The 26514-nt window shown below is 43.8% G+C and carries 22 protein-coding genes; 14 read left to right on the top strand and 8 right to left on the bottom strand.

Going from position 1 to position 26514, the window contains the following annotated elements; translation table 11 throughout:
• Positions 1 to 9 precede the first annotated feature (9 nt).
• Both speB and pdxH read left to right on the top strand, forming a co-directional pair.
• A complete protein-coding gene (gene speB / locus K0I62_RS11735) occupies positions 10 to 936 on the top strand; it encodes an agmatinase (RefSeq protein ID WP_220068322.1) in 927 nt (308 codons plus the stop codon).
• 40 nt (positions 937 to 976) lie between these two features.
• Entirely contained in the window at positions 977 to 1618 is a 642-nt protein-coding gene (gene pdxH, locus K0I62_RS11730) for a pyridoxamine 5'-phosphate oxidase (protein ID WP_220068321.1), read from the top strand.
• Between the two features lie 91 nt (positions 1619 to 1709).
• Here the strand turns inward: pdxH and K0I62_RS11725 are convergent, their stop codons facing one another.
• The gene (locus K0I62_RS11725; protein ID WP_220068320.1) at positions 1710 to 2486 is read right to left on the bottom strand and encodes a hypothetical protein; all 777 of its coding nucleotides are present in this window, start codon (positions 2484 to 2486) and stop codon (positions 1710 to 1712) included.
• Positions 2487 to 2714: 228 nt separating this feature from the next.
• On the opposite strand from K0I62_RS11725, the gene cysB reads away from it, so the two are divergent.
• Positions 2715 to 3689 (top strand): HTH-type transcriptional regulator CysB, encoded by a 975-nt coding sequence (gene cysB / locus K0I62_RS11720; RefSeq protein WP_220068319.1) that lies wholly within the window; start codon positions 2715 to 2717, stop codon positions 3687 to 3689.
• Positions 3690 to 3753: 64 nt separating this feature from the next.
• Here the strand turns inward: cysB and K0I62_RS11715 are convergent, their stop codons facing one another.
• Positions 3754 to 5130 carry an L-serine ammonia-lyase gene (locus K0I62_RS11715; RefSeq protein WP_220068318.1) on the bottom strand — a complete coding sequence of 459 codons (1377 nt, stop codon included), beginning with the start codon at positions 5128 to 5130 and terminating at the stop codon, positions 3754 to 3756.
• A gap of 363 nt (positions 5131 to 5493) precedes the next feature.
• Between K0I62_RS11715 and nagZ the strand changes: the two genes are divergently transcribed.
• From nagZ to K0I62_RS11700, 3 genes are all read left to right on the top strand, one after another.
• On the top strand, positions 5494 to 6507 hold the full coding sequence (gene nagZ / locus K0I62_RS11710; RefSeq protein WP_220068317.1) for a beta-N-acetylhexosaminidase: 1014 nt from the start codon (positions 5494 to 5496) through the stop codon (positions 6505 to 6507).
• A 75-nt stretch (positions 6508 to 6582) separates the two neighbouring features.
• On the top strand, positions 6583 to 7122 hold the full coding sequence (ycfP, locus tag K0I62_RS11705; protein WP_220068316.1) for an alpha/beta hydrolase YcfP: 540 nt from the start codon (positions 6583 to 6585) through the stop codon (positions 7120 to 7122).
• Positions 7123 to 7681: 559 nt separating this feature from the next.
• The gene (locus K0I62_RS11700; protein WP_220068315.1) at positions 7682 to 7951 is read left to right on the top strand and encodes an acylphosphatase; all 270 of its coding nucleotides are present in this window, start codon (positions 7682 to 7684) and stop codon (positions 7949 to 7951) included.
• A gap of 490 nt (positions 7952 to 8441) precedes the next feature.
• Here the strand turns inward: K0I62_RS11700 and K0I62_RS11695 are convergent, their stop codons facing one another.
• The 3 genes from K0I62_RS11695 to K0I62_RS11685 form a co-directional block, all read right to left on the bottom strand.
• Positions 8442 to 9458 carry a CsiV family protein gene (locus tag K0I62_RS11695; RefSeq protein ID WP_220068314.1) on the bottom strand — a complete coding sequence of 339 codons (1017 nt, stop codon included), beginning with the start codon at positions 9456 to 9458 and terminating at the stop codon, positions 8442 to 8444.
• Positions 9451 to 12933, bottom strand: a complete 3483-nt coding sequence (gene mfd / locus K0I62_RS11690) for a transcription-repair coupling factor (RefSeq protein ID WP_220071366.1) — start codon at positions 12931 to 12933, stop codon at positions 9451 to 9453. Before mfd ends, K0I62_RS11695 begins: the two co-directional genes overlap by 8 nt.
• An 85-nt stretch (positions 12934 to 13018) precedes the next feature.
• Positions 13019 to 13615 (bottom strand): hypothetical protein, encoded by a 597-nt coding sequence (locus K0I62_RS11685; RefSeq protein WP_220068313.1) that lies wholly within the window; start codon positions 13613 to 13615, stop codon positions 13019 to 13021.
• A gap of 95 nt (positions 13616 to 13710) precedes the next feature.
• Between K0I62_RS11685 and K0I62_RS11680 the strand changes: the two genes are divergently transcribed.
• From K0I62_RS11680 to lolE, 3 genes are read left to right on the top strand one after another with little or no spacing between them, the layout of a single operon-like run.
• Complete coding sequence (locus K0I62_RS11680; protein ID WP_220068312.1) at positions 13711 to 14943, top strand: lipoprotein-releasing ABC transporter permease subunit; 1233 nt, start codon at positions 13711 to 13713, stop codon at positions 14941 to 14943.
• Between the two features lie 2 nt (positions 14944 to 14945).
• Positions 14946 to 15677, top strand: coding sequence for a lipoprotein-releasing ABC transporter ATP-binding protein LolD (gene lolD, locus K0I62_RS11675; protein ID WP_220068311.1), 732 nt, complete (start codon positions 14946 to 14948; stop codon positions 15675 to 15677).
• A complete protein-coding gene (gene lolE, locus K0I62_RS11670; RefSeq protein ID WP_220068310.1) occupies positions 15674 to 16930 on the top strand; it encodes a lipoprotein-releasing ABC transporter permease subunit LolE in 1257 nt (418 codons plus the stop codon). The genes lolD and lolE overlap by 4 nt, the downstream gene beginning before the upstream one ends.
• Before the next feature lie 108 nt (positions 16931 to 17038).
• Here lolE and K0I62_RS11665 read toward each other — a convergent pair whose 3' ends face one another.
• Both K0I62_RS11665 and K0I62_RS11660 read right to left on the bottom strand, forming a co-directional pair.
• Complete coding sequence (locus K0I62_RS11665; protein WP_220068309.1) at positions 17039 to 18403, bottom strand: diguanylate cyclase domain-containing protein; 1365 nt, start codon at positions 18401 to 18403, stop codon at positions 17039 to 17041.
• 360 nt (positions 18404 to 18763) lie between these two features.
• Positions 18764 to 19270 carry a DUF2062 domain-containing protein gene (locus tag K0I62_RS11660; protein ID WP_220068308.1) on the bottom strand — a complete coding sequence of 169 codons (507 nt, stop codon included), beginning with the start codon at positions 19268 to 19270 and terminating at the stop codon, positions 18764 to 18766.
• 31 nt (positions 19271 to 19301) lie between these two features.
• Here K0I62_RS11660 and K0I62_RS11655 point away from each other — a divergent pair, with 31 nt between their 5' ends.
• The 5 genes from K0I62_RS11655 to K0I62_RS11635 all read left to right on the top strand — a co-directional run bounded on the left by K0I62_RS11655 (position 19302) and on the right by K0I62_RS11635 (position 25544).
• Positions 19302 to 21614 carry a DNA internalization-related competence protein ComEC/Rec2 gene (locus K0I62_RS11655; RefSeq protein ID WP_220068307.1) on the top strand — a complete coding sequence of 771 codons (2313 nt, stop codon included), beginning with the start codon at positions 19302 to 19304 and terminating at the stop codon, positions 21612 to 21614.
• A 34-nt stretch (positions 21615 to 21648) separates the two neighbouring features.
• Positions 21649 to 23463 (top strand): lipid A export permease/ATP-binding protein MsbA, encoded by a 1815-nt coding sequence (gene msbA, locus K0I62_RS11650; protein WP_220068306.1) that lies wholly within the window; start codon positions 21649 to 21651, stop codon positions 23461 to 23463.
• A gap of 4 nt (positions 23464 to 23467) precedes the next feature.
• Entirely contained in the window at positions 23468 to 24463 is a 996-nt protein-coding gene (gene lpxK / locus K0I62_RS11645; protein WP_220068305.1) for a tetraacyldisaccharide 4'-kinase, read from the top strand.
• Between the two features lie 25 nt (positions 24464 to 24488).
• The gene (locus tag K0I62_RS11640) at positions 24489 to 24668 is read left to right on the top strand and encodes a Trm112 family protein (RefSeq protein ID WP_220068304.1); all 180 of its coding nucleotides are present in this window, start codon (positions 24489 to 24491) and stop codon (positions 24666 to 24668) included.
• A gap of 159 nt (positions 24669 to 24827) precedes the next feature.
• The gene (locus K0I62_RS11635) at positions 24828 to 25544 is read left to right on the top strand and encodes a BUD32 family EKC/KEOPS complex subunit (protein ID WP_220068303.1); all 717 of its coding nucleotides are present in this window, start codon (positions 24828 to 24830) and stop codon (positions 25542 to 25544) included.
• Between the two features lie 16 nt (positions 25545 to 25560).
• Here K0I62_RS11635 and K0I62_RS11630 read toward each other — a convergent pair whose 3' ends face one another.
• A complete protein-coding gene (locus K0I62_RS11630) occupies positions 25561 to 26448 on the bottom strand; it encodes an MBL fold metallo-hydrolase (RefSeq protein WP_220068302.1) in 888 nt (295 codons plus the stop codon).
• Positions 26449 to 26514: the final 66 nt, after the last annotated feature.

The following is a 26514-nucleotide window of genomic DNA, read 5'->3' as shown; positions in this document are numbered from 1 at the left end:
GGAGCAAGCATGACCACGATTGCAGATAAGCCTGATTATTCGCTTTATTCCAATGCATTTGGTTATTTAAGACAACCATTGGATTTTAAACCACTGGACAGCGATGCCGATGTTGTGGTTATTGGGTTACCGTTTGATATGGCAACGACTGGCCGTGCTGGTGGTCGTATGGGACCCGGGGCTATACGTCAAGCATCGGTTAATTTAGCCTGGGAAGACGTTCGCTGGCCTTGGGATTTTAAATTAAGCCAGCATCTTAAAATTGTTGATGCGGGAGACTTGGTTTATACCTGTGGTGACTCTGCCGACTTTACTCAAAGAGTTGAAGAGTTTGCGACCGCGGTTGTCGAATCTGGTAAGGCGATGTTGAGCTTAGGTGGCGATCATTTTATGACCTTGCCTTTGCTACGAGCTCACTATAAGCAGCACGGCAAAATGGCCCTTTTACATTTTGATGCACATACTGATACCTATAGTCAGGGCAGTAAGTACGATCATGGCACTATGTTTTTCCACGCGCCAAATGAAGGTATTATCGATGCTGGACGCTCAATTCAAGTCGGGATTCGTACTGAGTATGATCAAAAAAACCACCTGTTTAAGGTGATCGATGCGGCAACGGCGAACGAATTAACGGTCAATGAGATTGTTGCACAAATCAAAGAGCGTGTTGGCGATATGCCACTCTATGTGACTTTTGATATTGATTGTCTAGATCCAGCTTATGCTCCTGGTACTGGCACGCCAGTTTGTGGTGGCTTAACCAGTGATAAAGCGATGAAAATCATTCGTGGTCTACGTGGTATGAATATCGTTGGTATGGATGTTGTGGAAGTTACTCCTGCTTATGATAGCGCTGAAATCACGGCTTTAGCGGGTGCAACACTTGGTTTAGAAATGCTTCATGTGTGGGCTTGTGCTCACAAAGGTGCCTAGTTGTAGGTGACTTCAATATAGCCCAAGGGAAGGTTGATTGATGGCAAAATTAGATGATATTAGGCGCGAGTATACATTAGGAGGATTGCACCGTGAGGAGCTTCCTGATGACCCTATGGTGTTGTTTGAAAAATGGCTCGAAGAAATTCGTGACTCAGAAGTGCTCCCCGATCCTACAGCGATGTCAGTGGCGACGGTAGATGACTCAGGGCAACCTTTTCAACGTATTGTATTACTCAAGCGATTTGATCAAAATGGCTTTGTGTTTTTTACTAACCTCGCTAGCCGTAAGGCTGAGCATATTGGTAAAAATAGTAAGGTGAGTCTGCTCTTTCCGTGGCATTCGCTTGATAGACAGGTTGCTGTGACAGGTATTGCAGAGCCGTTATCTACCGCAGAAGTCCTTAAATACTTTATTACTCGTCCCAAGGAGAGTCAGATCGCTGCATGGGTATCTAAGCAATCGAGTAAAATATCCGCAAGGCAAGCTTTAGAAGGTAAATTTGCCGAGATGAAGGCAAAATTTAGCCAAGGGGAGGTTCCCCTGCCTAAATTTTGGGGAGGCTATCTAGTTCGACCCACCAGTATTGAGTTTTGGCAGGGGGGAGAACATCGGTTACACGACCGATTCCTGTATAGCAAGACTGAAACGGATTGGGATATTGATCGCTTAGCGCCATAGTGAGATTGCACACATAATAAAAAACCACCTTCAGAGGTGGTTTTTATTATGGTTACGTCAGTAACACTTAAATGAACAATACTCAAATACGCTACCATTTCTTCTTCGGCTGAAACAACACATCGATGTCATCTTCTTCATTCTTTTGCTGAGGCGCATTTGGTGCAGAAAGCTTCTGTGCACCCATAATTTCATCCAATAATAACTTTGCTTCATCCACCTTTTTGCTGATGAAAGGATCGTTAGGTGTCATCGCTTTAATGGCATGTAAAGTCGACAATGCTTTAGTCACCATCTGTTTTGATGAGCCATATTGCTTCATAAAACTGGCTGTGCGGGCACGAGATAACATAGAGTCGACATTGATTCTGAGTTGTAAACTATCGACGCGGGCTTCTTCCTGAGCAAAGACGGTGGGGTCAACTTTGCCTTTATTATGCTCTGCTCGTAAGATCGCTTTAAGCTTCTTAAGCACTTTAACTAGGTCTAAGATCTGCTTATCGGTATCGGGTAAACGAAAATGCTCAATCATTGGATTTTGTTTTGGACCGTTGTTTAAAGCGTCAATCTGAGCGTTCAGATCGTTTAAACGACGTCGATAATCTGCTGCTTGACCGCCGCCTAAATTGGCTGCTTGAGCTAAAGCTTCCTTTACTCGTTTATATAGGATAAGAATAATATCAGTAGAGCAGGGAAACATACCTGTACATGACAATACATTTTCAGTTTCGTCTATAATGGCGCGTTGCCTAGCTAATTCCGTTCGTCTTTCCGCTTCTGCGCGCTCTTTATGTTGTTGGATAACGTTGATACCGATAACCAATAACAGTAATGCACCGATGAGGATGAGAACCAAAGTAAATATCATAGATCTACCATTTCTTATGCAATTCCATTAATGCTACTATAAATCAACACGCTAGCATAGTTATCTTAGTCTAGCTTTGCCGTTATGTCGTGTGATTAATCATAACTCTGTGCTATATTCCCGTTTGATTTAATTTTTCGCATGTACTATAACTAATTCTTATACTAAGGTTCATAATTATTGGACTGTGATCACCCACAGAGCATATACCTTTTCAAAGGATCGAAGATGAAGCTGCAGCAATTAAGATATATCGCCGAAGTGGTTAATCATAACCTAAATGTGTCGGCGACGGCTGAAAATTTATATACGTCCCAACCCGGGATTAGCAAGCAAGTAAGAATGCTTGAAGATGAGCTTGGCATTCAGATATTTGGGCGTAGTGGTAAACACCTGACTCATGTGACGCCTGCAGGTCTGCAAGTGATTAGTATTGCTAACGATATTTTGGGTAAAGTCGAAAGTATTAAGAAGGTTGCTGAAGAGTATACCAAACCTGATCAGGGTGAGTTAAATATTGCCACCACAGATACTCAAGCTCGTTACGCGTTGCCTAGTATTATTAAAGGCTTCATCGAGCGTTATCCTAAAGTCAATTTACATATGCACCAAGGTACGCCAGCACAAATTAGTGAGTTAGCGGCTAGAGGTGATGCCGATTTTGCGATTGCGACAGAAGGCATGCATCTTTATTCAGATCTCATTATGTTGCCCTGTTACCACTGGAATCGCTCTATTGTGGTAAACCGTGACCATCCGTTAGCATCAAGAACGCAAATCAGCATAGAAGACTTAGGTCGTTTCCCTCTTGTTACTTATGTATTTGGTTTTGATAGAGAGTCTGAAATAGAGAAAGCATTTAATCGTGCAGGTATCGATCCTAGAGTGGTATTTACCGCAACCAGTGCAGATGTATTAAAAACCTATGTGCGTTTGGGCTTAGGTGTCGGCGTAATTGCCTCGATGGCTATCGATCCAGTGATTGACAAAGATCTGGTGGCAATTGATGCGAGCCATCTATTTGCCTATAGCACAACCAAGATAGGCTTTAGAAAAGGTAACTTTTTACGTACTTATATGTATGAGTTTATCGAACACTTTGCCCCTCATTTAACTAAAGACGTCGTAGAGAAGGCGGTTGGTCTGCGAGATCAGCAGTTAATTGATAATTTGTTTACTGACATTGAACTGCCGATACGCTGAAAATAGTTGATGTAGCTTAAGTAACTAAAAACTCGTCATATGGCGAGTTTTTAGTTAGGAATGGTTAACATTCAACAATGTTAACCGCTAAACCGCCTTTGGCTGTTTCTTTATATTTACTGCGCATATCTTTACCGGTATCCATCATGGTTTTTATCACCTTATCTAGTGATACTTTATGGTTACCGTCACCTCGCATTGCCAGTCTTGACGCATTAATCGCCTTAACCGCTCCCATCGCATTGCGCTCTATACAAGGTACTTGGACTAAGCCGCCTACAGGGTCACAGGTTAAGCCTAAATTATGTTCCATACCAATCTCTGCAGCATTTTCGACATGTTCGATAGTACCGCCCATAATTTCTGTCAACGCACCTGCCGCCATGGAGCAAGCGACACCCACTTCACCTTGGCACCCCACTTCTGCGCCAGATATTGACGCATTCTTTTTGTATAAGATGCCAATCGCAGCGGCAGTTAGCAAATATTGACAACAGATATCGATATCAACTTCTTGAACGAAGGTATGGTAGTAGCAGAGCACTGCCGGAATAATACCAGCGGCACCATTCGTCGGCGCGGTCACCACACGGTCGCCTGCCGCATTCTGTTCATTAACAGCTAATGCAAAGAGGTCTACCCAGTCCAGAGCCGTGAGCGGGTCGACACAGGTTTTTCCTTCGGCTTTTAAACGGCGATAAAGGGCTGGGGCCCTGCGGCGAAGTTTTAGACCACCAGGGAGAATACCCTCTTTTTGATATCCGCGCTCGATGCAGGTTTTCATCGTTTGCCAGATATGCCATAGACGCTGCTTTATCTCTTGTTCTTCGCCGATAGACAATTCGTTTGCCATCATGAGTGCTGAGATACTTAGTCCATTTTCAGCACACATGCTTAATAGCTCTGAAGCACTATTGAAATCGTAAGGCGCCGATTTTATCGGTGAGGCTGGAGAGGCGTCTTGGGCTAAAATTTCATCTTCATCGAGAATAAAACCGCCACCAACAGAATAGTAAGTACGTTGGTAAATACACTCGCCTTTGGCATAAGCGTACAGCGTCATTGCATTAGCGTGTGCAGGAAGGCTTTTACGTCTATGGTAGGTAATACCGTGTTCACGACTAAATTTAACGGCTTTACTGTTTGGCATAGTAAGCGTTTGACTGTCGCTTACTTGCTCAAGGATAGTTTCGATGGTGTCAGTATTGACGGTTTCGGGCGCTTCACCCATGAGACCTAGAATGACCGCTTTACCTGTACCGTGACCTTTTCCTGTTTGACCGAGTGAACCAAATAACTCAGATCTGAGTTCATCAGTTGCTGCCAAATGACCATGTTTTTCTAGATCTTTTATAAAGATATTACCCGCTTTCATCGGGCCCACAGTATGGGAACTCGATGGTCCTATCCCAATTTTAAACATGTCAAATACGCTAATCATTAAAAAATCCTGCTTGTTTTCATTGTTTTCATTGTTATCATTATTCAATCTCAGTGATTTTAGGCTAATAGAGCCATTTTTGCTGACCACATAATGCTGAATGTTGTGCTACTCTTGCCAGCGAATTAAGATTGAGTGCAGATGAGTATCCCATACTTTAGTGTTAACTTTCGCATTAGTTATTCTCAAGTTTATATTTCGCATTAGACATATTAGTGTATAGTGAATTTGCGTTCGTCACAGGGCAAGGTTTTTATCCGTTTTTTGTTTTTTATACAACAGCTTACTTGACGGCTTTCTTTGGCGTTGTTTATTTTATTATGTTAGTTCCGTATTGATTTAACAGTTATTTTAGGGGGAAGAGTGAGCTATTTGATGATGGATTTGTTATCAACTCAGGTCTCGGAGTTAGAGAGAGAGCAACTGCAACACCCCATGGTTGGCGGTATAATTCTGTTTAGTCGCAATTATCAAAATAGAGAACAGCTATGTGAGCTTATCGCTACAGTTCGAGCCATCCGACCCGATTTACTCATCGCAGTCGATCATGAAGGGGGCAGGGTGCAGCGTTTTGTTGAAGGCTTCAGCAAGATCCCTGCAATGGGCGATATTTTACCTATGGCCAATAGCGATATGGCGATTGCGCAACAGTGGGCAGAGGAACTTGGATTTTTGATGGCGATAGAGCTATTGAGTTGCGATATCGATTTGAGTTTTGCCCCTGTGTTAGATCTTAACGGCATTAGTGAAGTGATCGGCAAGCGGGCCTTTAGCGATAAGCCTAATGAGGTGATCTCCTTAGCGACATCTTTTATTAAGGGAATGAATAGCGCGGGCATGGCCGCGGTCGGTAAACACTTTCCAGGACACGGCAGTGTTGCCGCTGATTCGCATATCGCAAAACCCGTAGATTCAAGAAGCGAGCAGCAGATCCGAGCATTAGATATGGTGCCATTTAAGTCGCTGATGGCAGAACATATGTTGCAAGGTGTTATGCCTGCTCATGTTATTTTCGATCGTGTCGATCCCAATCCTGCGGGTTTTTCCTCATATTGGTTAAAAGAGGTGCTTCGTGGTGAGTTAAGTTTTAATGGAGTGATCTTTTCCGATGATTTGGGAATGAAAGGTGCTGGTGTTGTCGGTGGATACAAGGAAAGAGCCCAAGCAGCGTTGAATGCCGGATGCGATATGATATTAGTATGTAATGATAGCCAAGGTGTCGCTGAGCTTTTAAGTGAGTTTGATTGGCCTTTATGCAAGCCTCATGTTTCTGCAGGCTTGTTACGTGCAAATGCCGAGCAAGTCGTGAATGCACTTCAAAATCAAGCTCGTTGGTTAGCGGCTAAAGCGCTAGCAGAGCGGTTCGTATTGAACTAAGTTTGATGTAGCTCAAAATACAGATGAGCTCGGTTAGCTAAAGTTTATATTCAATGTTTATCAATAGGTGACAGGATGATCCTCTATTTTCATGGCTTCGATGCTACCAGTCCAGGTAACCACGAAAAAATGCGACAACTACAGTTTGTCGACAACGATGTTCGATTAGTGAGTTACAGTACCTTACACCCCAAGAATGACATGCAATATCTACTCAATGAAGTTAGTAGACAACTGAAAGAGAGTGACGATCCTGCGCCGTTGGCGATTGGCGTGGGTTTAGGCGCATACTGGGCTGAAAGAGTTGGTTTTTTAAACCAACTTAAAACGGTGTTGGTTAATCCAAACCTTCACCCTGAAGTGACCATGGTGAATAAAATTAATCGTCCTGAAGAGTATGCTGATATTGCCAGTAAATGTGTAACTGAATTTAGGCATAAAAATAGTGGTAAGTGTCTGTGTATTTTGTCTCGTCATGATGAGGTGAATGATAATGAGGCAGTCATGAACGAGTTAAGCCCGTTTTATAAGATCATTTGGGATGAAGAACAAACTCATAAATTTGTATCATTAGCTGCTCATCTTTCTGATATTAAAGAATTTAAATCTATATAACGACTCGAGTTTATAGGGCTGAATTTATCGATACCATTAGCATAAACCTGACAGCGATAATTAGAATTTTGTTAAGCTCAGGTTTTTGTTCTCTGTTTAATGTAAACATCTTTCTATGCTTAAATTCTCTCGATATTTTACGGTCTTTTTAGTGGTTTAAAGACTATTTTGTCAGGCGGAGCCGATAAGGTTTAATATCATCTGCTAATAGTCTTTATCATTTATTTTCATGACTTGAGTATCCCCGCATCCCGCATCCCGCATCCCCGTAGCTTGTAGTTCAGTATTTTGATGATTTTTCGCGCACATCGGATAATGAAGGAGCATACCAACGAAATTTCGACTTTTTTATGTGGCAAATGTAGCATCTCCCCTCTGTTTTGTGATACAAACTGATACATATTGCTACATAATGATCTATCAGATCGTTTCCAATTTGCGTATGTCGCCCGATGCAGCTAACCACTTTATTAGTTAGCTGTTTTTTTTGTCTAAATTTTGCTCATGTTGAAACTTTAGGTTATCTTCAAAGAGTCAACTTGACAGACAAGAGGCGCAAATGAAGCGAGTACTACTAACTATTTCTGGTAAAGTTCAGGGAGTCTGTTTTCGACGTTATAGCCAGCAGAAGGCGATGGAATTAGGTCTTACTGGTTATGCCAAGAATTTGGACAATGGCAAAGTATCGATTTTACTCCAAGGTGGTAGTGCTGCTGTCGATCGATTTATCACGTGGTGTGATGAAGGTGCTCCTCAATCTAGGGTTGATGATGTATTAGTTGAGGAAGATGAGGCTGATGATATCTACCTCGATTTTTCGATATATTAGCTCTGAGTGTTTAATTCTTTAGCCTGAACACAAGCTTATTACGTCTACATCGTTATACCAATTAGGATAACGATGTGATCGCTCATCGACGATTTAGTATTAAAGGTTAGCGTTTATGAGGCAAGGTCATTAATTGCACCATGCGTTACCCTACCTCCTATAGCCAGATAGTCGTGGATTAAAGACATTCACAACATCAGACCTCCAGGGATGACGGGAATGTCATAAGTATGTCGGGAACATGCAAGACCTTATTGTTTGCAACGACTGAAGCGCATACTTGTAGGGGCAAACTTGTTAACACTGCATCAAAAGTGTTTAAACTCGGCTGTTAGGCGTGTTTTTTACCTTGCTACTTTTGCGTTGAATGACCTTGCAAGGAAACAAGCATTCCATCATCCATTCGCCTTGAATGAGTTACTAAAAACACGCTGAGTCGCTCTCTTTCTTATACCTAAAGATAACCATACATCACTGCGCTATTTAAGGATTAATATACACTATCGTTAACGGTTTTGGCCTCAAGTCCTGAGTTGTCATCGAGCTTGCTTGGACTATCGACAAAAACGCCTAGCTGTTCTAACGCCTCTTGACTCATTTCATTTGGTTGAGTCATCTTTCTTATTTGCAACAGCATGCCCATATTGGGGTGATCGAAATAATGAATCTCATCACTTATTACTCGTTTATTCTGTGCCATCCAGATATTGAATAAGTAAGGAACGGGTGTCGATGACATTACAGTTTCAGTGTCTTTATATCGATCTATTTGTGGCGGTATTTTAGTACCTTCTTCATGTAAGGTGAGCGCAGTTTCTACATATAGGTAGTGATTTAAGTAGATGTTTATAGCGCCTTCTAACTGCCAAATAGGTGCTTTAGTCTCTGAATTACCGAGCCCGTAATCGAAATTAAATTGTGGGATATCTGATGCAGCTACTTGGTGGTCAATTAAGTAACCATCTTTCCCATAGCGCTCGGAAAAATCATCACCTGCGTATAATCGAATCGGTGTCGCTCTATGCCTTGGCTGCATCGATTGTTGCCAAGTCATATGTAGTAGACTTTTATGGCCTGGCTCTTTGGATAACGTGCTTATCATATCGTCAAACTGTGCCTGAGAGGGGGCGAGTAGCACGGTAGATTCTCCCTCCTTGGCATACTGAGGTGTCGCTGCACCGATAGATGCTGGGATAGTGCTAGGGGAACTTACCTGCGCTGAGCTGAGCTGCTGATTACATTTGTCTGCATTCTCAAGCCATTGTTGCGCGGTACACCCTTCGAGCCCTATGCTAGCGCCTGTTATATCGGTGTTAAATAGCGGTGATATCATATCGATAGGCTGACGCTTATTCATATTGGCTGGGTTGTTGGTCATCTCTTCGAATGCATTTCCTTGGCGTTCAAAGATATAGATTTCAACTTCAAACCAACGTTCAGCATCTGCTAATGCATAGCTAGAAATTGATAGTAAGCTGGCGGCCAATACTAGACTCTGTTTAAGCACGTAGTTCTCCAAGACGATGTTGCATAAGCTGTGAGATGATTAGCGACAATAAGGCTAAACGATCTTTATCTGCTTCTGTAGGCATAAGGAATTTTAACTTACTTGGGCCATCCATACGATAATTTTGTGGCTGACTCTGCAATAGGCCAATAATAAAGCCAGGATCGATAATATGGTCGTCCCTAAACTCCATGCTTCCGCCTTTGGCGTGCATTTCTATTTTGGCTATGCCTAATGCCGTTGCTTGATGTTTATATAGGGTCAACTCTAATAGATTTTTTGTAGCTTGTGGCAATAGGCCAAAGCGGTCGATCAGTTCGACTTTTAGTTCATCAAGTGCTGTTTCGCTTTTACTGTTGGCTATGCGTTTATAGATTGATAAACGGACATTAACGTCATGAACATAGTCTTCTGGCAGTAAGGCTGGAATGCGAAGGTCAATTTCACATTGGCCTCGGAGCATCTGATCGAGTGATGGTTCTCTTCCTTCTTTTAATGATTTCACCGCGTCTTCTAACATCTCCATGTATAGGGTGAAACCTATCTTAGAAATGTGGCCACTCTGCTCATCACCTAAGAGTTCACCAGCACCACGGATCTCCAAGTCTTGCGTTGCTAGCATAAAACCTGCGCCAAGATCTTCTAGGGCACCAATCGCTTCGAGTCGTTTGCGCGCATCTTTGGTCATTCGTTTCGGGTGCGGGGTCATCAAATAGGCGTAGGCTTGATGATGAGAACGACCCACACGACCACGAAGCTGATGTAGTTGCGCTAAGCCAAAGTGATCGGCGCGTTCTATCACGATTGTGTTGGCACTTGGCACATCGATACCAGTCTCAATGATCGTTGTACACACTAACACATTGTATTTTTGGTGATAAAAATCAGCCATCACCTTTTCCAGATCCCGTTCACGCATCTGGCCATGAGCGGTGACAACCCGAGCTTCAGGAAGTAGATCTTCGAGTTCTCGTGCGCGTTTCTCAATGGTTTCGACGTTGTTGTGCAGAAAATAAACCTGACCACCCCTTAAGATCTCACGCAATAGCGCCTCGCGTACCGTTGCATCGTCATACTCTCGCACAAAGGTTTTGACCGCTAATCGTTTAGCGGGCGGGGTCGCAATAATTGATAGATCTCGCATACCAGACATGGCCATATTGAGGGTTCTAGGGATCGGTGTCGCCGTAAGCGTTAAAATATCAATATTTGCTCTAAGGGCCTTAATTTTTTCTTTTTGTCTTACACCAAAGCGGTGTTCTTCATCGATGATCAGTAGGCCTAAATTTTCAAATTTAGCTTCGGACTGCAGCAGTTTATGGGTGCCGATGACGATGTCGACCTGGCCATTGGTTAATTGGTCGAGTACCACTTGTTGCTCTTTGGCGGTTTTAAAACGCGATAATACTTCAATCTTGATTGGCCAGTCGGCAAACCTATCTTTAAAGTTCTCATAATGTTGCTGAGCGAGCAGGGTAGTCGGCACTAAAATAGCAACCTGCTTATTATCATTTACAGCCACAAATGCCGCGCGCATTGCGACTTCGGTTTTACCGAAACCAACGTCACCACAGACCAAGCGATCCATTGAAGTCGGCGAGCACATGTCGGTGAGCACGGCATCGATAGCCATTTCTTGATCGACGGTTTCCTCATAGGGAAAGCTACTGGCAAACTGCGCATATTCTTGTTGGTCGAGCTGGCAAGCTTCACCCGGCCTAGCTTGTCTTCTGGCATAAACATCAAGTAGCTCTGCTGCAACATCACGGATCTTTTCAATCGCTTTGCGTTTTGCTTTGCTCCAGGTTTCATTACCCAGCTTGTTGAGATGGGCTTCTTCATCGGGGCCAACACTGTAGCGACTAATAAGATTAAGGGAAGAGACGGGGACATAGAGCTTATCGCCGCCTGAATACTCAAGTTTGAGGTATTCGGCAACAAGCCCTCCGGTGTCGAGGGTTTCTAACCCTTGGTAGAGCGCCACACCATGATCTAAATGTACGATAGGCTGACCGACTTTAAGTTCGGCCAAGTCTTTAATTAATGCATCGCTGCTGATCTGGCGCTGCTTATCTCGTCTGCGTTGTTGCGAGATACGTTGACCGAAAAGCTCGGTCTCACACACTAGCGCCCATGGTTTGCCTTTGCTACCACTAATAATAGCCCCTTGAGACAGGGGCGAAACGATAAGACCAAATTGTGCTGGATTTTCAACAAATTGATTGAAGTGATCAAATAGTTGAGGTTTTATCTCTATCTTAGCAAGCAGCTCTATGAGCGCTTCGCGTCGGCCTTCCGATTCGGCGCAAAACAGGATTGAAATGCCAGAGCTTGCATACTCTTGCAGCGCGATAAGCGGCTGTTTCAATTTATGATTTGAGGCGATATCTGGCAATGCTTCAACTTTGGCTGGAATACTCGTGCCTTGGAAATCTCGCCCCTTACACAGTAGCCTTGGCAATTGCTTAAACGCTTGAAATACTTGCTCTGCAAGTAAATAAAGATCTTTCGGTGGTAATAAGGGTCTTAAAGGATCAACGCGACGATTTTCATAACGCTGAGCGACTTCATTAAGATGGGATTTCGCCGCTGTTTCTAAATCTCCGAGGGCGACCAGTTGTGTCTGTTCTGGTAGGTAATCAAACAGGGTGGCTGTTTCATCAAAAAACAGTGGCAGATAACTTTCAATACCTGCAGGCATCACTTTGCGACTGACCATCTGATAGATTGATTCAGGCTCTTTAACGACCACATCAAACTGACGACGATAACGCTGTCTAAATCCTTCTATAGCCGCATCATCAGTGGGAAACTCTTTTGCTGGTAGTAGTCGAATCCCCTCTATTTCAGCACTTGAACGCTGAGTTTCAGGATCAAACTGGCGAATAGATTCAACTTCATTGTCGAAGAGTTCTATACGATAGGGGTTATTGGAGCCCATCGGGAAAATATCGATGATAGAGCCTCGTACGGCAAACTCACCATGTTCATAAACTTGTTCGACTAGGTGATACCCGGTATTCACCAACTGCTGACGCACTTGCTCGAGTTGGTAGATATCGCCCTTGTTGAGCAGCAGCACATTACCCGTTAGAAATGATTGCGGCGGTAGTCTTACCATCAAGGTGCTTATTGGAACAATCACCAGACTCTGTTTTTCGATGGAGATCCGAGATAGTGTCTCTAATCTTTGTGATACCAGATCTTGATGGGGTGAGAAACTGTCATAAGGCAAGGTTTCTCTGTCTGGGAACAGGAGTACTGGGACAGATGCCGGTTTAAGCAGATATTTAAGTTCAGTTTCCAGTTGCAGCGCGCTGGGCGTGTCATGGGTAACGACCAAGGTTAAACCGTTATAATTAGCGCCGATATTCGCTAAGGTGATTGCTTGAGCAGCACCATGCAATTGACTTAGGGTTTGAGGCGTTTTTACCCCTTTAACTTTTGGGGGCGTCAGGACAGAGAAAGCATTCATGGAGAAGAGACTAATAGCCAAAAATCGACAAAGATGCGAGCCATTGTAGAGGCTTAGTCTCCCATGTGCCAGTGAAAACTAGCCTTTAGCTAGACTTGGTTTGATTATCTTTTTTACGCTGCTGTAGTTGTTTTTGTTGAACATTGAGGCTGGCTTTTACCAATTGTTCAATATCTTCATCCAAAATTTGGCTAAATTCGAGTGCACTCTCAAAGCTAGTTTGTTGGTTGCCAGAGCCGCTCATTGGCGTTGAGCTTATGCACTGAGCGATACATAGTATCGATAGTAGGACATCTTTGATATGCAAGGTGACTCGATAGTGTTTGCCTATTTCCAGTTGGGTATCGCCAATGATTTGAATACCGCTACCACCAAATTGCTGGCCGATATATTTATCGCCTTCGTTGGGTTGCTGTTCGAGCACATATTGCAGCACTAAATCAATTTTACGCGATTGCAGCTTTAGATAGTCAACCACGGTGCGAGCCTCGTCATCAAGGTTTCTCAGTTGCAATAAACAACTTGCTTCCATCGCTTTGACTTCGCTTATTAGCTGTAGACCTAAGGGTAACATGCCTTTGAGTTCTGATTCTGAAGGCAAAGGTTGATTTTCAGGCCAAGGTGATAGGTAAGCTGAAAACCTATGCTTGACGCTAAAATAGGAGTTTGATTCGTTGTTCAACGGATTGCCTCTTGTTTTTATGGTGCTATTAGCCCTATTATCGTGCGCATCTCAATGATTTATCAAGGCTCCTGAGCAAAGAGACCCTGCCACACATGAATTTAGCGTTATCTTGGAACATAGGTTATCGATATTGGCGAGCACGTAAAGCCAATGCCTTCGCCTCTTTTATTACCATTTTTGCCGTTTCGGGCATTTTACTTGGGGTGGCTGCGTTGATCATCGTCAGTTCGGTGATGAATGGATTAGAGGGACAATTAAAACAACGCATTTTGGGCGCGGTGCCTCAGTTAACCGTTCATAGCGAGCAAAAACTGAACCAGTGGCAGCAAAATGCAGATGCCTTAGTTGAGCTTGATGGCATTATCGCAGTGAGTCCAAGTATCTCCACCCAAGCTATGTTGCAAGCGCCGAATAGTATCAGCGCGGTACAAATCTACGGTATCTATCCTGAGCTTGAAAAACAAAATTTAGCCTTGATCAATCAACATTTCAATGGGTCATTGGCGGCACTTAAGTCAGGAGAATATAACATAGTGCTAGGGGCCGAATTGGCGCGCCGTCTGGATGTTGCTCCTGGTGACAAAATTAGAGTTTTGAGTGGTGATGGGGTTGTCTATTCGCCATTAGGACCTGTGCCAAGCCAACGAAACTTTCGTGTTGTTGGCGTCTTTGAAATGGGATCTCAGGTCGATGCTAGCTTGGCCTATGTTCATCACGATGATGCGCAGCGCCTAATGCGGCAAAAACCAGGAGAGATAAAGCAACTCAGACTTTATCTAAATGACCCGTTTAACGCCGCTAACATTGCGCCGAAAGTGACTGATACATTTGCACAATCGGGAGTTAGTGTTACAACTTCTGATTGGCGTGACAGTTATGGTCACCTGTTTGCGGCGGTAAAAATGGAAAAGAACATGATGTCGCTGATGCTTAGCCTGATCATTGCGGTGGCTGCGTTTAATATTGTTTCGGCACTGGTGATGATGGTGGTCGATAAAACCACAGATATCGCCGTATTAAAGACACAAGGACTGCGCACCTCGAGTGTCATGAGCATTTTTATGATCCAAGGCTCGTTAAACGCGTTATTAGGTTTGCTCGGCGGTTTGATCATTGGTGTCTTTATCACCCTCAATTTAAATACGATTATGGCGGCCCTTGGGATCTCAATTTTAGGGGCTGGACAAACACTGCCCGTACAGTTGGAGTTTACCCAGTTAAGCGCGATTGTTATCGGCACCCTAGTGATTACTTTTTTAGCCACGGTTTACCCTGCATTACGAGCCGCTAACGTTCAGCCCGCTAGCGCATTAAGGTACGAATAAATATGACCCAACAAGATAATAAGAGTTTGCTGTTACAGGTAAAAAGCGTCACTAAACGTTACCATGAAGGCAGTATCGATACTCTGGTATTAAATGGCGTAGATCTCGATGTTTATAGTGGTGAGCAGCTTGCGATAGTGGGCACTTCTGGCTCGGGTAAGAGTACCTTATTGCATATTATGGGCACGCTTGATAAACCCAGTAATGGTCAAGTCACCTTGCAAGGAGAAGATCTTTATACTTTGTCAGCGAGCCGCCAGGCCAAGGTACGCAATCAAGATCTGGGTTTTATCTATCAGTTTCACCATCTACTGCCCGAATTCAGTGCATTAGAAAATGTCGCTATGCCTGGACTTATTCAAGGGCGTGATCGTAAGTCGGTAGAGCAAGAAGCGAGTGCTTTACTGGAGCGCGTGGGATTAGGACATAGATTAAATCACACACCATCGGAGATGTCTGGCGGTGAGCGTCAACGTACTGCTATAGCAAGAGCATTGATAAATAAACCTAAATTGGTATTAGCCGATGAACCTACGGGGAACTTAGATGCCGCGAGTGGTGAGTCGGTTTATGAGTTGATACGTGAGCTTGGTAGTCAACTCGGCACGGCTTTTGTTGTGGTGACTCATGATCCTAAATTAGCGGCGCGTATGGACAGACAACTGCGAATGAAAGATGGACATCTTTATCATACGAAAGAGGCTTTAGAGGCTGACGCACAGGAGCTTGCATGAGCCAGATGCTGTCATTTTGGGTCGGCTGGCGCTTCTACATGGCGAGACAGTCCAACCGTTTTATCAGTTTTATCTCTTTTGCCTCAACCGCAGGTATCGCCCTTGGCGTCGCGGTGTTGATCACTGTGCTGTCGGCGATGAATGGTTTTGAGAATGAGTTAGAGCAACGTCTGTTAGGTGTTGTTCCTCATGGTGAATTAACCGGGGTTAATGAACCTATTCGCGATTGGCAAAAAATTGCCGAAGATGCCCAATTAATTGAAGGGATTGAGGGAACCGCACCTTTTATTCGTTTGCAGGGGTTGATCCAAAAGCCAGGTGGGTTTCAGGGGCTTTCTGTCATTGGGATCGATCCCGCTTTTGAAGCGAATGTCTCCAATATCGCCCAGTTTATGGATGATTCCAGTTGGCAGGCGTTAAATCAAAGTCGCAACAATATCGTACTGGGTAAGGGGTTAGCCGATAGCTTATCCCTGAAAGTTGGTGATAATATTAGTTTATACACGCCTGATTTTGCTGCAAAAAAGACAGAAACGAAACGCATTGGTTCGGCCAAGAGCCATCGCTTTGTCGTTGCTGGGATATTTGATATCGGTGGTGAATTAGATATGACCACAGCGTATATTCCACTGGCTTATGGCGCGCAGATTTTAGGGCTGAGCGATGGGGTGAGTGGTGTACGGATTAAAGTCGATGATGTATTTGCAGCGCCTCGGCTAATAAGAAGTTTAGGTTATAGTCAGCAGCAGTATATGTATTTGTCTGATTGGACTCGGACTCAGGGGCATCTTTATCAGGATATACAGCTGGTTAGGGCTGTAATGTATCTGGTTTTGGCGTTAGTTATTGCGGTTGCTTGCTTTAACATAGTGTCGACTTTAGTGATGGCTGTTCGTGATAAACAGTCAGAAATTGCCATATTACTCACCATGGGAATGGCTAAAATTACCGTGATGGGCATTTTTGTTGTACAAGGTGCGTTAAATGGGAGCTTAGGCTGCTTAATAGGTGGCGTGCTTGGGGTTGTCATTGCGTTAAACTTGAGTGCGATGGCAAGTTTAGTCGAACAGGCTTTAGGGGTCCAACTGCTTTCGGCTGATGTTTACTTTATTGACTTTCTACCATCTCAGCTGCATTGGCAAGATGTGCTTTTAGTGGTTAGTTTAGCGTTTATTATGAGTCTGATCTCGACCTTGTATCCAGCATGGAAAGCAAGCCAAACCATGCCTGCCACAGCATTAGCGGGTAGATAATAAAGCGTGTAAGCAGTAGAGCTGTTAACTTTAAATCGCCCGATAGGTTAGGGCTAACTGAGTGGCTACCAGATAAAAGAGATTACTATTGCCTCTTATGCTGATCAACTATGAGGCTTTCTTATTTCTAGCGCGGCGCTTGTGTGCGTACATGCTCTTATCTGCATTGGATAACAGCTGTTTAACTGTGGTGATTTGCCCTTCAAACATGGCAAAACCTATGCTTAACGATGGGATGATTTGTGTCTCGCCCCAGTTAAGGTAACTCGCTTCCACGGTTTCACGGAGTTGAGTAATAAGCGCTTCTATCTGCGATACATCGGAAATATTTCTTAATAGTATTAAGAATTCATCGCCCCCAAAGCGAGCCACGGTTCCGTATGGCGAGGTTTCCGAGACAAGTAGTTTGGCGATATGTTTGAGTAGCTCATCTCCGGCCTCATGTCCTAATTCGTCGTTTACCTGTTTGAAACCGTTTAGATCAATATTGAGTAGTGTAAACGTCGCATTATTGCCGCCCTCGGTGATTAATTTATTGAGTAAACTAATCATGAAGCGTCTATTGGGTAATTGCGTCAGTTCATCTTCAAGTGCAGCGTTATGGGTATGTTTATAATGTCTGTAGAGCAAGACCATCACGGCGTAAATAAGCAAAATTGTCAGCCAGCCAATGACAAGTGAAATATTATTAATGTGTTGAATTTGTTCGTGATTATCTATGTCAAACTTAGCTGCAAGTTGCCATGTTCCGCTGGGTAGCTGGATGGGGTATTGTATGTCTGGTTGATCAAATACTGTCTCTTCGCCGTAAAACACTTGGCTAGTTTCATCGGGTAATACTTGTTTGCGCAATGCAATGTTAGCGCCTTGAAAACGGGTTAATCCCGTTTCGTCAAGTAGTCTCTCATAGTCCATGACAACGCTGACCGCTCCCCAATAGTCAGTGTTTAAGGGAGAGTCTGAGAAAATAGGGTAGCGAGCAATGAGTCCTACACCGCCTTGGACTAAGTTAACGGGTCCCGCAATAAACACGCCTTGTCTTTCCTTCGCTAACAAGACGGTTTTGAGTTGTTCTGGCTGGGTTCTGAAATCAAATCCTATTGCTCGCTCATTTCCTTTTTCGGGATAAACCAGCGTGATCACGTTATTTGGAGCGAACGCGACGCTGCGAACATATTTGGCTTTAGCCAATAATTTTGTCGCTATCCTCGCCCAATTTTCCCTGGCAAACTCTGGGTCAATGGTGGTTACTGTGGCTAAGCTATCTGCTAGATAGGTATCCATATAGACGGAGGCTTCGAAATTAAATCGAACTAATGACAAATTCTTACGAATATCTTCTTTCTCTTTCGAGATCGCATTCTCTACCAAGTACTGACATATCATGTTCACGGTAAAGGTTGCGACGATCATAAATAATAAAGAGAACAGTGAAAAAATCGCTAAATGTTTTTTATTTGAACCTAAATGCATGGCTTCCAACAGTATTTTTATATTTAAAAGAAGCAAATCAACATCAATTTGTTGATCACATTTGTTGATGCAAATGATAAAAAAATGTTGTCATTTGGTTATTCTATAGCAAGTTTGTTCTATAAGCTAAGATGTTTTTGTCGAGACGCGGATGAGGATACGCCATTAGCACTATTTTCTTATTAGTCAATAAAGCTAACTCATGAGATTCAGGTGATGGGCGACATCGAGCTCCATAGAGCTACTTTTTAATATCGCCATTGCCAAGCCAGTGAAATTACGTCGTCTGCCAGCGATTTATGCCTCTTCTAACGCTAAAATCGGTCGCAGGCTTGAGAGTTGGTGTCGATGATATAGCGACTACTTTGTGCGGTTTTTCCATTTGAATAAAATGGAGTATTTCCACAAATTATGCACAATAAAATAGCCTACAGCAGCAAAAATAACCCCAAAAACTACACACCCTAATAGAAATGGTGGGCCTATGGTAGAAAGTGATGACTCAATCCATTGCCAGCTGGCTTCAAATGTGAATCGCTGTGGTGGATGGCTTAGCAGCTTTGCACCAAATAGATAAGCCGCGTAGAACATAAATGGCATAGTGATTGGGTTGGTTATCCAAACCAATGCAACCGCTATGGGTAGATTGCAATTGAATACAATGGCGAGTGCAGCGGCTAATACCATCTGAAATGGCATAGGTACCCACGCAACAAATAATCCGACGGCAAATGCCATAGGAGCTGAACGGCGATTAAGCGCCCATAAATTTGGTTTATGCAACAGTTTACCAAACATCTGCAAATGCTTATGATTTTGCAGCGTTTCAGGCTTTGGCATAAACCTTTCAATGATTTTTTTTGGCATAGCTTAGTATTGCAGTCTTAAATTATTCATTATGAATCGATTTATGTTCGGCTATTGTGCGACCATTATTTCGGCACTTCTGTGGCCGTCTTTACTTTCTGCGTCCCAAGCCTGGTACTGTATTGGGGTTGCGCTCTTATTTCTGCGCTGGTCAAGGCTAATAGCGGGTGGTTTGTTCGCTGTAGCTTGGATCAGCTTGTTTTGCCAACAATTATTGGTATTTGATTCTATCGATAATGACGCACACATATCAGTAAGGGGCGAAATCATATCACTAGTTTATCGAAACAGCGACTGGATAAGTGCCGATATTCGTGTATTGGATAACAATTCTTCTATCTTAGTAACTCAGTATATGCGAGTTGCTTGGCCATTAGCGGCAAAAGCGAATGTGGGTGAACAGTGGCAATTGAAGATAAAACCCAAGTCTATTTCAAGTCCGCTTAATCAAGGGGGCTTTAATCGCCAACGTTATTATTTGTCTAAACATATTATAGGAAAAGGTAAGGTCGTTGCTGCAGAACGTATTGAAGCCGTTGCAGGTGTGCGTTCATCGTTGATTCGCCAATTCACGCCAACGGTTAGTGAGTTTCCAAATGGTGATCTGATTTTGGCCTTGATGCTTGGAAATAAGCAATTGATCACCACAGAGCATTGGCAAGGGCTGAAACAGAGTGGTACTGGACACCTTATTTCCATTTCAGGCCTACATCTGTCGGTGTTGGCCCTGTGGTGTATTGCTTTGATGCGTTTAGCCCTGAGTCGATTTCGACCGACTCCAACGGCGAACAATCTTCATCTTGCCGCCATGTTTGCGCTATTGGTGTGCTTTGTTTATGCCTACCTCGCTGGATTTGCCTTGCCGACTCAAAGAGCGCTAATCATGCTTGGGCTTGTGATGATATTAAGTGTTTTACGTCGACATTCTACCCCTTTTGAACGCTTGCTTTGGGCATTGTTTGTGGTGTTGTTACTTGATCCTGTCAGTATGATGAGTGCAGGCTTTTGGCTCTCTTTTAGCGCATTAGCCATTATATTAGGGTTTAGTCATGCGCAGAGTCGAGAAATATCAGCTGAGGTCACCACCCTTTGGCAGCGATTCAAGCGAAGTGTTAGCCAGCTCTGGTCACTGCAGTGGCGCTTAAGTTTACTACTGGGGGTGTTGCAAATGTTGCTGTTTGGCGGCGCAGCGCCTTTATCTTTACTGTTTAACTTAATCTTTGTGCCCTGGTTTAGCCTAGTGGTAATTCCGCTTACCTTTCTCCTTATGGTTTGCTATCTGATCACGGGTGGTTCACAGATGGTCACGACGGCGCTTTTAACACTGTTAGATAGTGCGATAAATCCACTTACATGGAGTTTTCCACTGTTGCAGTCATTTCCCTATGGCTGGGTCTCGGTATCATCTCAACTGTCTGTCATTATCGTCTACGCCATACTCGCCTTTTGTATATTGCGGATCATCACCAAGCCGATGTGGCGTTATCTCCTCATCATATTATTGCTGCCAGGTTTATTGCTATTACTAAAGCCTTGGTCTGATGATTTTCGTCACGACTGGAAATTACATTTGTTAGATGTAGGTCAAGGTTTAAGTGCGGTGATTGAAAAGCAGGGGCGGGCAATTATTTATGATACTGGTTCCGCTTTTGGACAGGACTTCAGTTATGCAAAACAAGCCATTATTCCATTTTTGCAATATCGCGGAATAGCAGATGTCGATCATTTGATTTTGAGCCATGGTGATAACGATCATGCTGGTGGCGCCGATGATTTAATCAAGCAATATCCGCAGCTGCAGTTGATCACAGATCTCGATGATCACCAAGCGATGGAGTGCAGGCCGTCGAGGTTTTATTGGCAGGCGTTAACGGTGAACATATTAGGACCAACTTCTCCAATGTCTGGTAACAATGGCTCTTGCGTGGTGCAATTTAGTGACGGTGTTAGTGAGGTACTCTTGCCTGGTGATATTGAAATTGATGCAGAGCAAGCGTTAATTAAACAATATGGCGACTCGCTGAGTAGTGTTCTTCGCAGTCGTGTGCTGGTCGCACCGCATCACGGCAGTAATACCTCATCCAGTAACGGCTTTATTAAGGCTGTATCACCCGAGCTGGTTTTTTATCCTGCGGGATTAAATAATCGTTACGGCTTTCCCAAATCTGAGGTGGTGTCCCGATATGAAAATGCATCTATTGCTCAGTATGGTGTTGGTGTTAATGGCCAGTTAAGTGTGAATTTTGAACAAGATGGCGTAAAAGTGAATAGCTTTCGGTACGATATTTCACCATTTTGGTACAATAGAGTGTTTGAATTTGGTGTGTTCGGTAATACAGAGTAGAATGTGGTTCTTTGCACCAACTATAGAATCTTGAATGACAAAGTCTTCTAAAAGTGAAGTGAGAGCCGTTTTTGTTAGGCTACTGACTTATCTTATTCCCCTTAAAGGGGTGTTGTTTCTATCTGTATTTGGCCTAGTATTATATGGCCTAGTGGACGCGACATTTATCTATTCCATTAAACCTTTTATTGATCAAGGTTTTGCCAGTAATGTTCCCTCTACGTCGGGTATCGTTAGCGGTGTTGATTTAGGCTTGAGTGGTGGTTTCGACTCCGACAGCGACGTGCTAATGATGGCGCCTTTTGTCGTTATTGGTCTGTTTACGCTGCGTGGATTGGCTAACTTTTTGTCAACTTATGGTATCTCCTATATTAGTGCGCGAATGATTATGGACATGCGCCAACAAGTGTTTGAGCATTATCTGAGATTACCTGTGAGTTACATCGATTCCGAAAGCAGCGGCAATCTTATCTCTCGTGTGACCTATGATACCGAGCAGATCGCCAGAGCATCGGGGAGCGCGTTGATCACCATAGTGCGTGATGGCATAACGGTTGTTGGCATGTTAGGGGTGATGTTTTACAACTCTTGGAAACTCTCGCTTTGTATCTTGGTTGTCGGCCCATTAATTGGGGTTGTTATCACTATAGTTAGCCGTAAGTTTCGTAAGGTATCAAAGCAGATCCAAACGGCAATGGGCGGCGTTACATCTGTGACGGAGCAGATGATCAAAGGTCACAAAAACGTATTGGTGTTTGGAGGGCAGAAGACCGAATCGGAACGTTTTGGCAAAGTCAATGATAACAACCGCTCTCGCACCATGAAGCTTGCTATGGCGCAAGCCATTAGCCAGCCTTTAGTGATGGTTATAGGCTCATTTGCATTAGCGTTTGTACTTTATGCATCTAGCTTAGATAGCATGAAAGCCGATCTGACCGCTGGCACCTTTGCGACTATCCTTGCAGCCATGTTGGCCATGTTGCAACCCATTAAAAGCTTAACTCGTGTTAACGCAGAATTTCAGCGTGGTATCGCGGCATGTAGCACGATTTTTGAAATTTTAGATACTCCACCAGAAGTCGACAATGGAACCTATGAAACTAAGCGAGTGAAAGGCAAACTCTGTTTTAATAAGGTTAATTTTCGCTACAACAATCAAGAAGGCTTGGCACTCAATGAGGTTGATTTTAGTGTCAATCCAGGTGAAACGCTGGCTTTAGTAGGGCGTTCAGGTTCAGGAAAGTCAACTATCGCCAGTCTTATTACCCGTTTTTACTCAGATTTAGAGTCCGGTGATATTACCTTAGATGGGGTAAGTCTTCGCGATTACAAACTGGCCTCACTTCGAAGCCAAGTCGCATTGGTTTCGCAGCAAGTGACCTTAATTAATGACACTATTGCGGCCAACATTGCTTACGCCTACCCAGGCAAAGTGACAGAAGAGCAGATAATGGATGCCGCAAAACTCGCAAACGCCTACGAGTTTATTGCTGATTTGCCAGAAGGGATCCATACCCAAGTGGGCGAAAATGGCGTGATGTTATCCGGTGGTCAGCGCCAACGTATCGCTATCGCTCGGGCTATTTTACGCGATGCACCCTTGCTAGTGTTAGACGAAGCAACCTCTGCGTTGGATACCGAATCTGAAAAAGCGATTCAAGGCGGTTTAGATAACCTTCGCCAAAACCGGACCTCTATTGTGATTGCTCATCGCCTATCGACCATTGAAAATGCCGATATGATTTTAGTAATTGATCAAGGGCGAGTGGTTGAGCGGGGATCTCATGCTGAATTGTTGGCGAAAGAGGGGATCTATTACAACCTTTATCAGATGCAATTTGGTAACTAACTAGATGCAAGATTTTGTTAACCGACTTTGGTATGGCAAGCTCAATATGGTGATGCAATTGCTTGTTTGGTTGCTATTGCCCTTAAGTGGTTTGTTTTACCTAATATCGAGTTTTAGACGACAGTTATTTAAGCTCGGCATAATAAAGGCGCAAAAACTACCTGTGCCCGTTATCGTTGTCGGTAATATAACCGTTGGCGGCAGCGGCAAGACCCCAACAGTTATCTATTTAATTGAGATGTTACGCCGTCATGGGTATCGCCCTGGCGTGATAAGCCGTGGCTACGGTGTTGATGTTGCTGGTACACGCGAGGTATTACCTGGCATGTCGCCAAAAGAGGTTGGTGACGAGCCCGCGATGATAGTCTCTCGGACTCGAGTCCCCATGGTGATAGGACGCAATCGTGTCGATGCCGCTAAGGTATTAATTGCGTCTCATGGTGTGGATGTGATCATCAGTGATGATGGTTTGCAGCATTACGCACTCAATCGTGATATCGAATTACTCGTTCTAGACGGTGAGCGCCGTTTTGGTAATGGTTACTTGTTACCGTCGGGACCATTACGCGAAGGGATATGGCGGCAAAAAGAGGTTGATTTTACTATTGTTAATGGTGACAGTTGCCGTGACACTGAATTTTTAATGCAATTGAGACCAGGCGATTGGCAAGCTGTACAATGCTCGCAACCAGATGAATCTAAAGCGTTTTCAATTGCTCCCCATTCAGTTGCTATTGCGGGTATTGGTCATCCTCAGCGCTTTTTTAATACGTTGGAGCAGATGGGGATTAATGCGAATAAGCAACATGCTTTTGATGATCATCAAGCGTTTCAGCTTGAGGATATTATCGCCATTGCTGGCGAACATCAGGTGCTGATGACCGAGAAAGATGCGGTTAAATGTCGCGAATTTGCAAAGCAAAACTGGTGGTATCTACCTGTTGATGCCAAGATAGACCCTCGATTTGAACAGCAGCTAATTGCACAGTTACAACCGTAAAAAGAAGTACAACAAGGAAACTCAAATGGCGTTTGATAAGAAACTTTTAGAGATAGTTGCCTGCCCTGTGTGCAAAGGTAAACTTGAATATGATAAAGCAAAGCAACAGCTTATCTGTAAGGCAGATCGTTTAGTTTATGCCATTGATGATGGGATCCCCGTTTTGCTTGAAAATAAAGCTCAGCCTTGGGTTGAGGAAGCTTAAGCTGTGAGCGGCGCGCTTATTTTGAGCGCGCTACTATAACCCATCATTTTAGTTTCCCCTTAAATAATCGCTTATAGTTACTGCACTAGGTTTTAGTGTTGTTGATTTTGCATGAGCAAATCCTCATAATCACGCCTCATTCTAATCGGAGTAATTGCAGTGACTAAACCTGCCATACAAGCTGTTGTCGACCAAGTCTTAGCCGAAAACAAGGGTAAAAGGGTGGTTAACTTTGAGTATGACGGTAAGCGGTATTGGCTTAAACAAACCGAGCAATTAACCGGTGCCATGCGGCTATTAAAGTCACAGCCCGGTCAGTCTCTGCAGCTGGAAATTGCGACGCTGCAATCATTGGCACAGAAGGGCGCTCCAGTGCCTGAACTCCTTGCCTTTGGTGACAATTATCTCGTGGTGTCAGATGTAGGAAGCACAGTAAATCGTTGGCTCGATAATCGCTGTGATCGCGATATGCAGGCACAAATCCTTAAAGATAGTGCTATTGGATTAGCTAAGTTACATCAACAAGGCTTAGCCCACGGCAGACCTGCTTTACGGGATATCTGCTGGAAAGAGGGCGAAGTGTCATTTATTGATTTTGAAGCTAACCAAAAAGACAGTGATATAGAGAAGCAACAGATACGCGACTTGTTGGTCTATATTCATAGCCTCTATCGTTATATCGGTCCACATCCTGAGCTGGTTGAACCTGCGATATGTGCCTATCGAGAGGCTGGTGGAGAGTCGTTATGGCAAGCCAGTCGAGTTCGGATCCGTCGCTGGCAATGGCTCAACTACCTTATTGCTCCGCTTAAAAATATAGGCGGAAAAGATCTCCGCCCGGTTTATTGGTTACTTAAACACTTTGCTAGTGCCTAGTGCGCACAGCTACTGCTTAGGGTTTCTTACTCGAAAGGTCTTGATATAAGGTTTCAATCCAACGCTCATCGGAAATAAAATGCCATCCCCAACCTTGTAAGTTTTGAGGTAGACCATTTTGTTTGAGTGTCTCTAAGGATTTTGCTGTTATTAACTGGCCCTCCATCCAATTAATGGACTCATCGAGTATATGTTTAAAGCGAATGAGGTCATTTTTTGTTGCGAGCTCACCATGTCCAGGGATCACTTTAGTGTCACTACCAATTCGGTTAATGATATTAGCCACACTGTCACGATAGCCTTTCACTGAACCGCCAGCTTCTAAGTCCACATAGGGCCATTTATCTTTAAAGAATAGATCGCCCATATGCACGACCGATTTATCATCCCACAGCACAACGCTATCGCCATCGGTATGGCCTGCGCCAAGATGGATAAGATGCAAAATATCCCCATTAAAATGGATAGAAACGCCTTGTTCATAAGTAATGCTTGGTAGCGCGGCTTGGGTGTATTTATCGTTGCTAGCTAGACGCTTAAGCACATTACTGTGTGCGAAAATGGTGCTGCTGGGACCAAAACTATTGTTGCCGCCAGTATGATCGCCATGATAATGGGTGTTGACGACATAGCGGGGTAAGCCAGGTTGAATCGTATTGAGAGCCGCACTAATTTTGCCTGCAAGTGGTGCGAATTGGTTATCGATAATGATAATGCCATCTTGTCCTGCAGAGACGCCTATATTTCCGCCCGATCCGGTAAACATGTAGGTATTAGGGCTGAGTTGCTGGCTTACTATTTCGACATTTGCAAATCTATCGTCAGCGGCGAATGCGCTGTTCCCTAGCAAAAAACAGCATCCAAGTAGACTAACACAAGGAATAGCGGAAATGAGTTTGGTCATATAATTTCTCTTAGTCGTCATATTGAGTGTGTTGGTATTTTGTTAACTTAACCTAAGTGACAGATA

This window comes from Shewanella psychrotolerans (assembly GCF_019457595.1).
Classification (GTDB): Bacteria; Pseudomonadota; Gammaproteobacteria; order Enterobacterales; family Shewanellaceae; genus Shewanella; species Shewanella psychrotolerans.
Note: the sequence above shows the minus strand (reverse complement) of the source record. Positions and strands in the feature narration are given on the sequence as shown.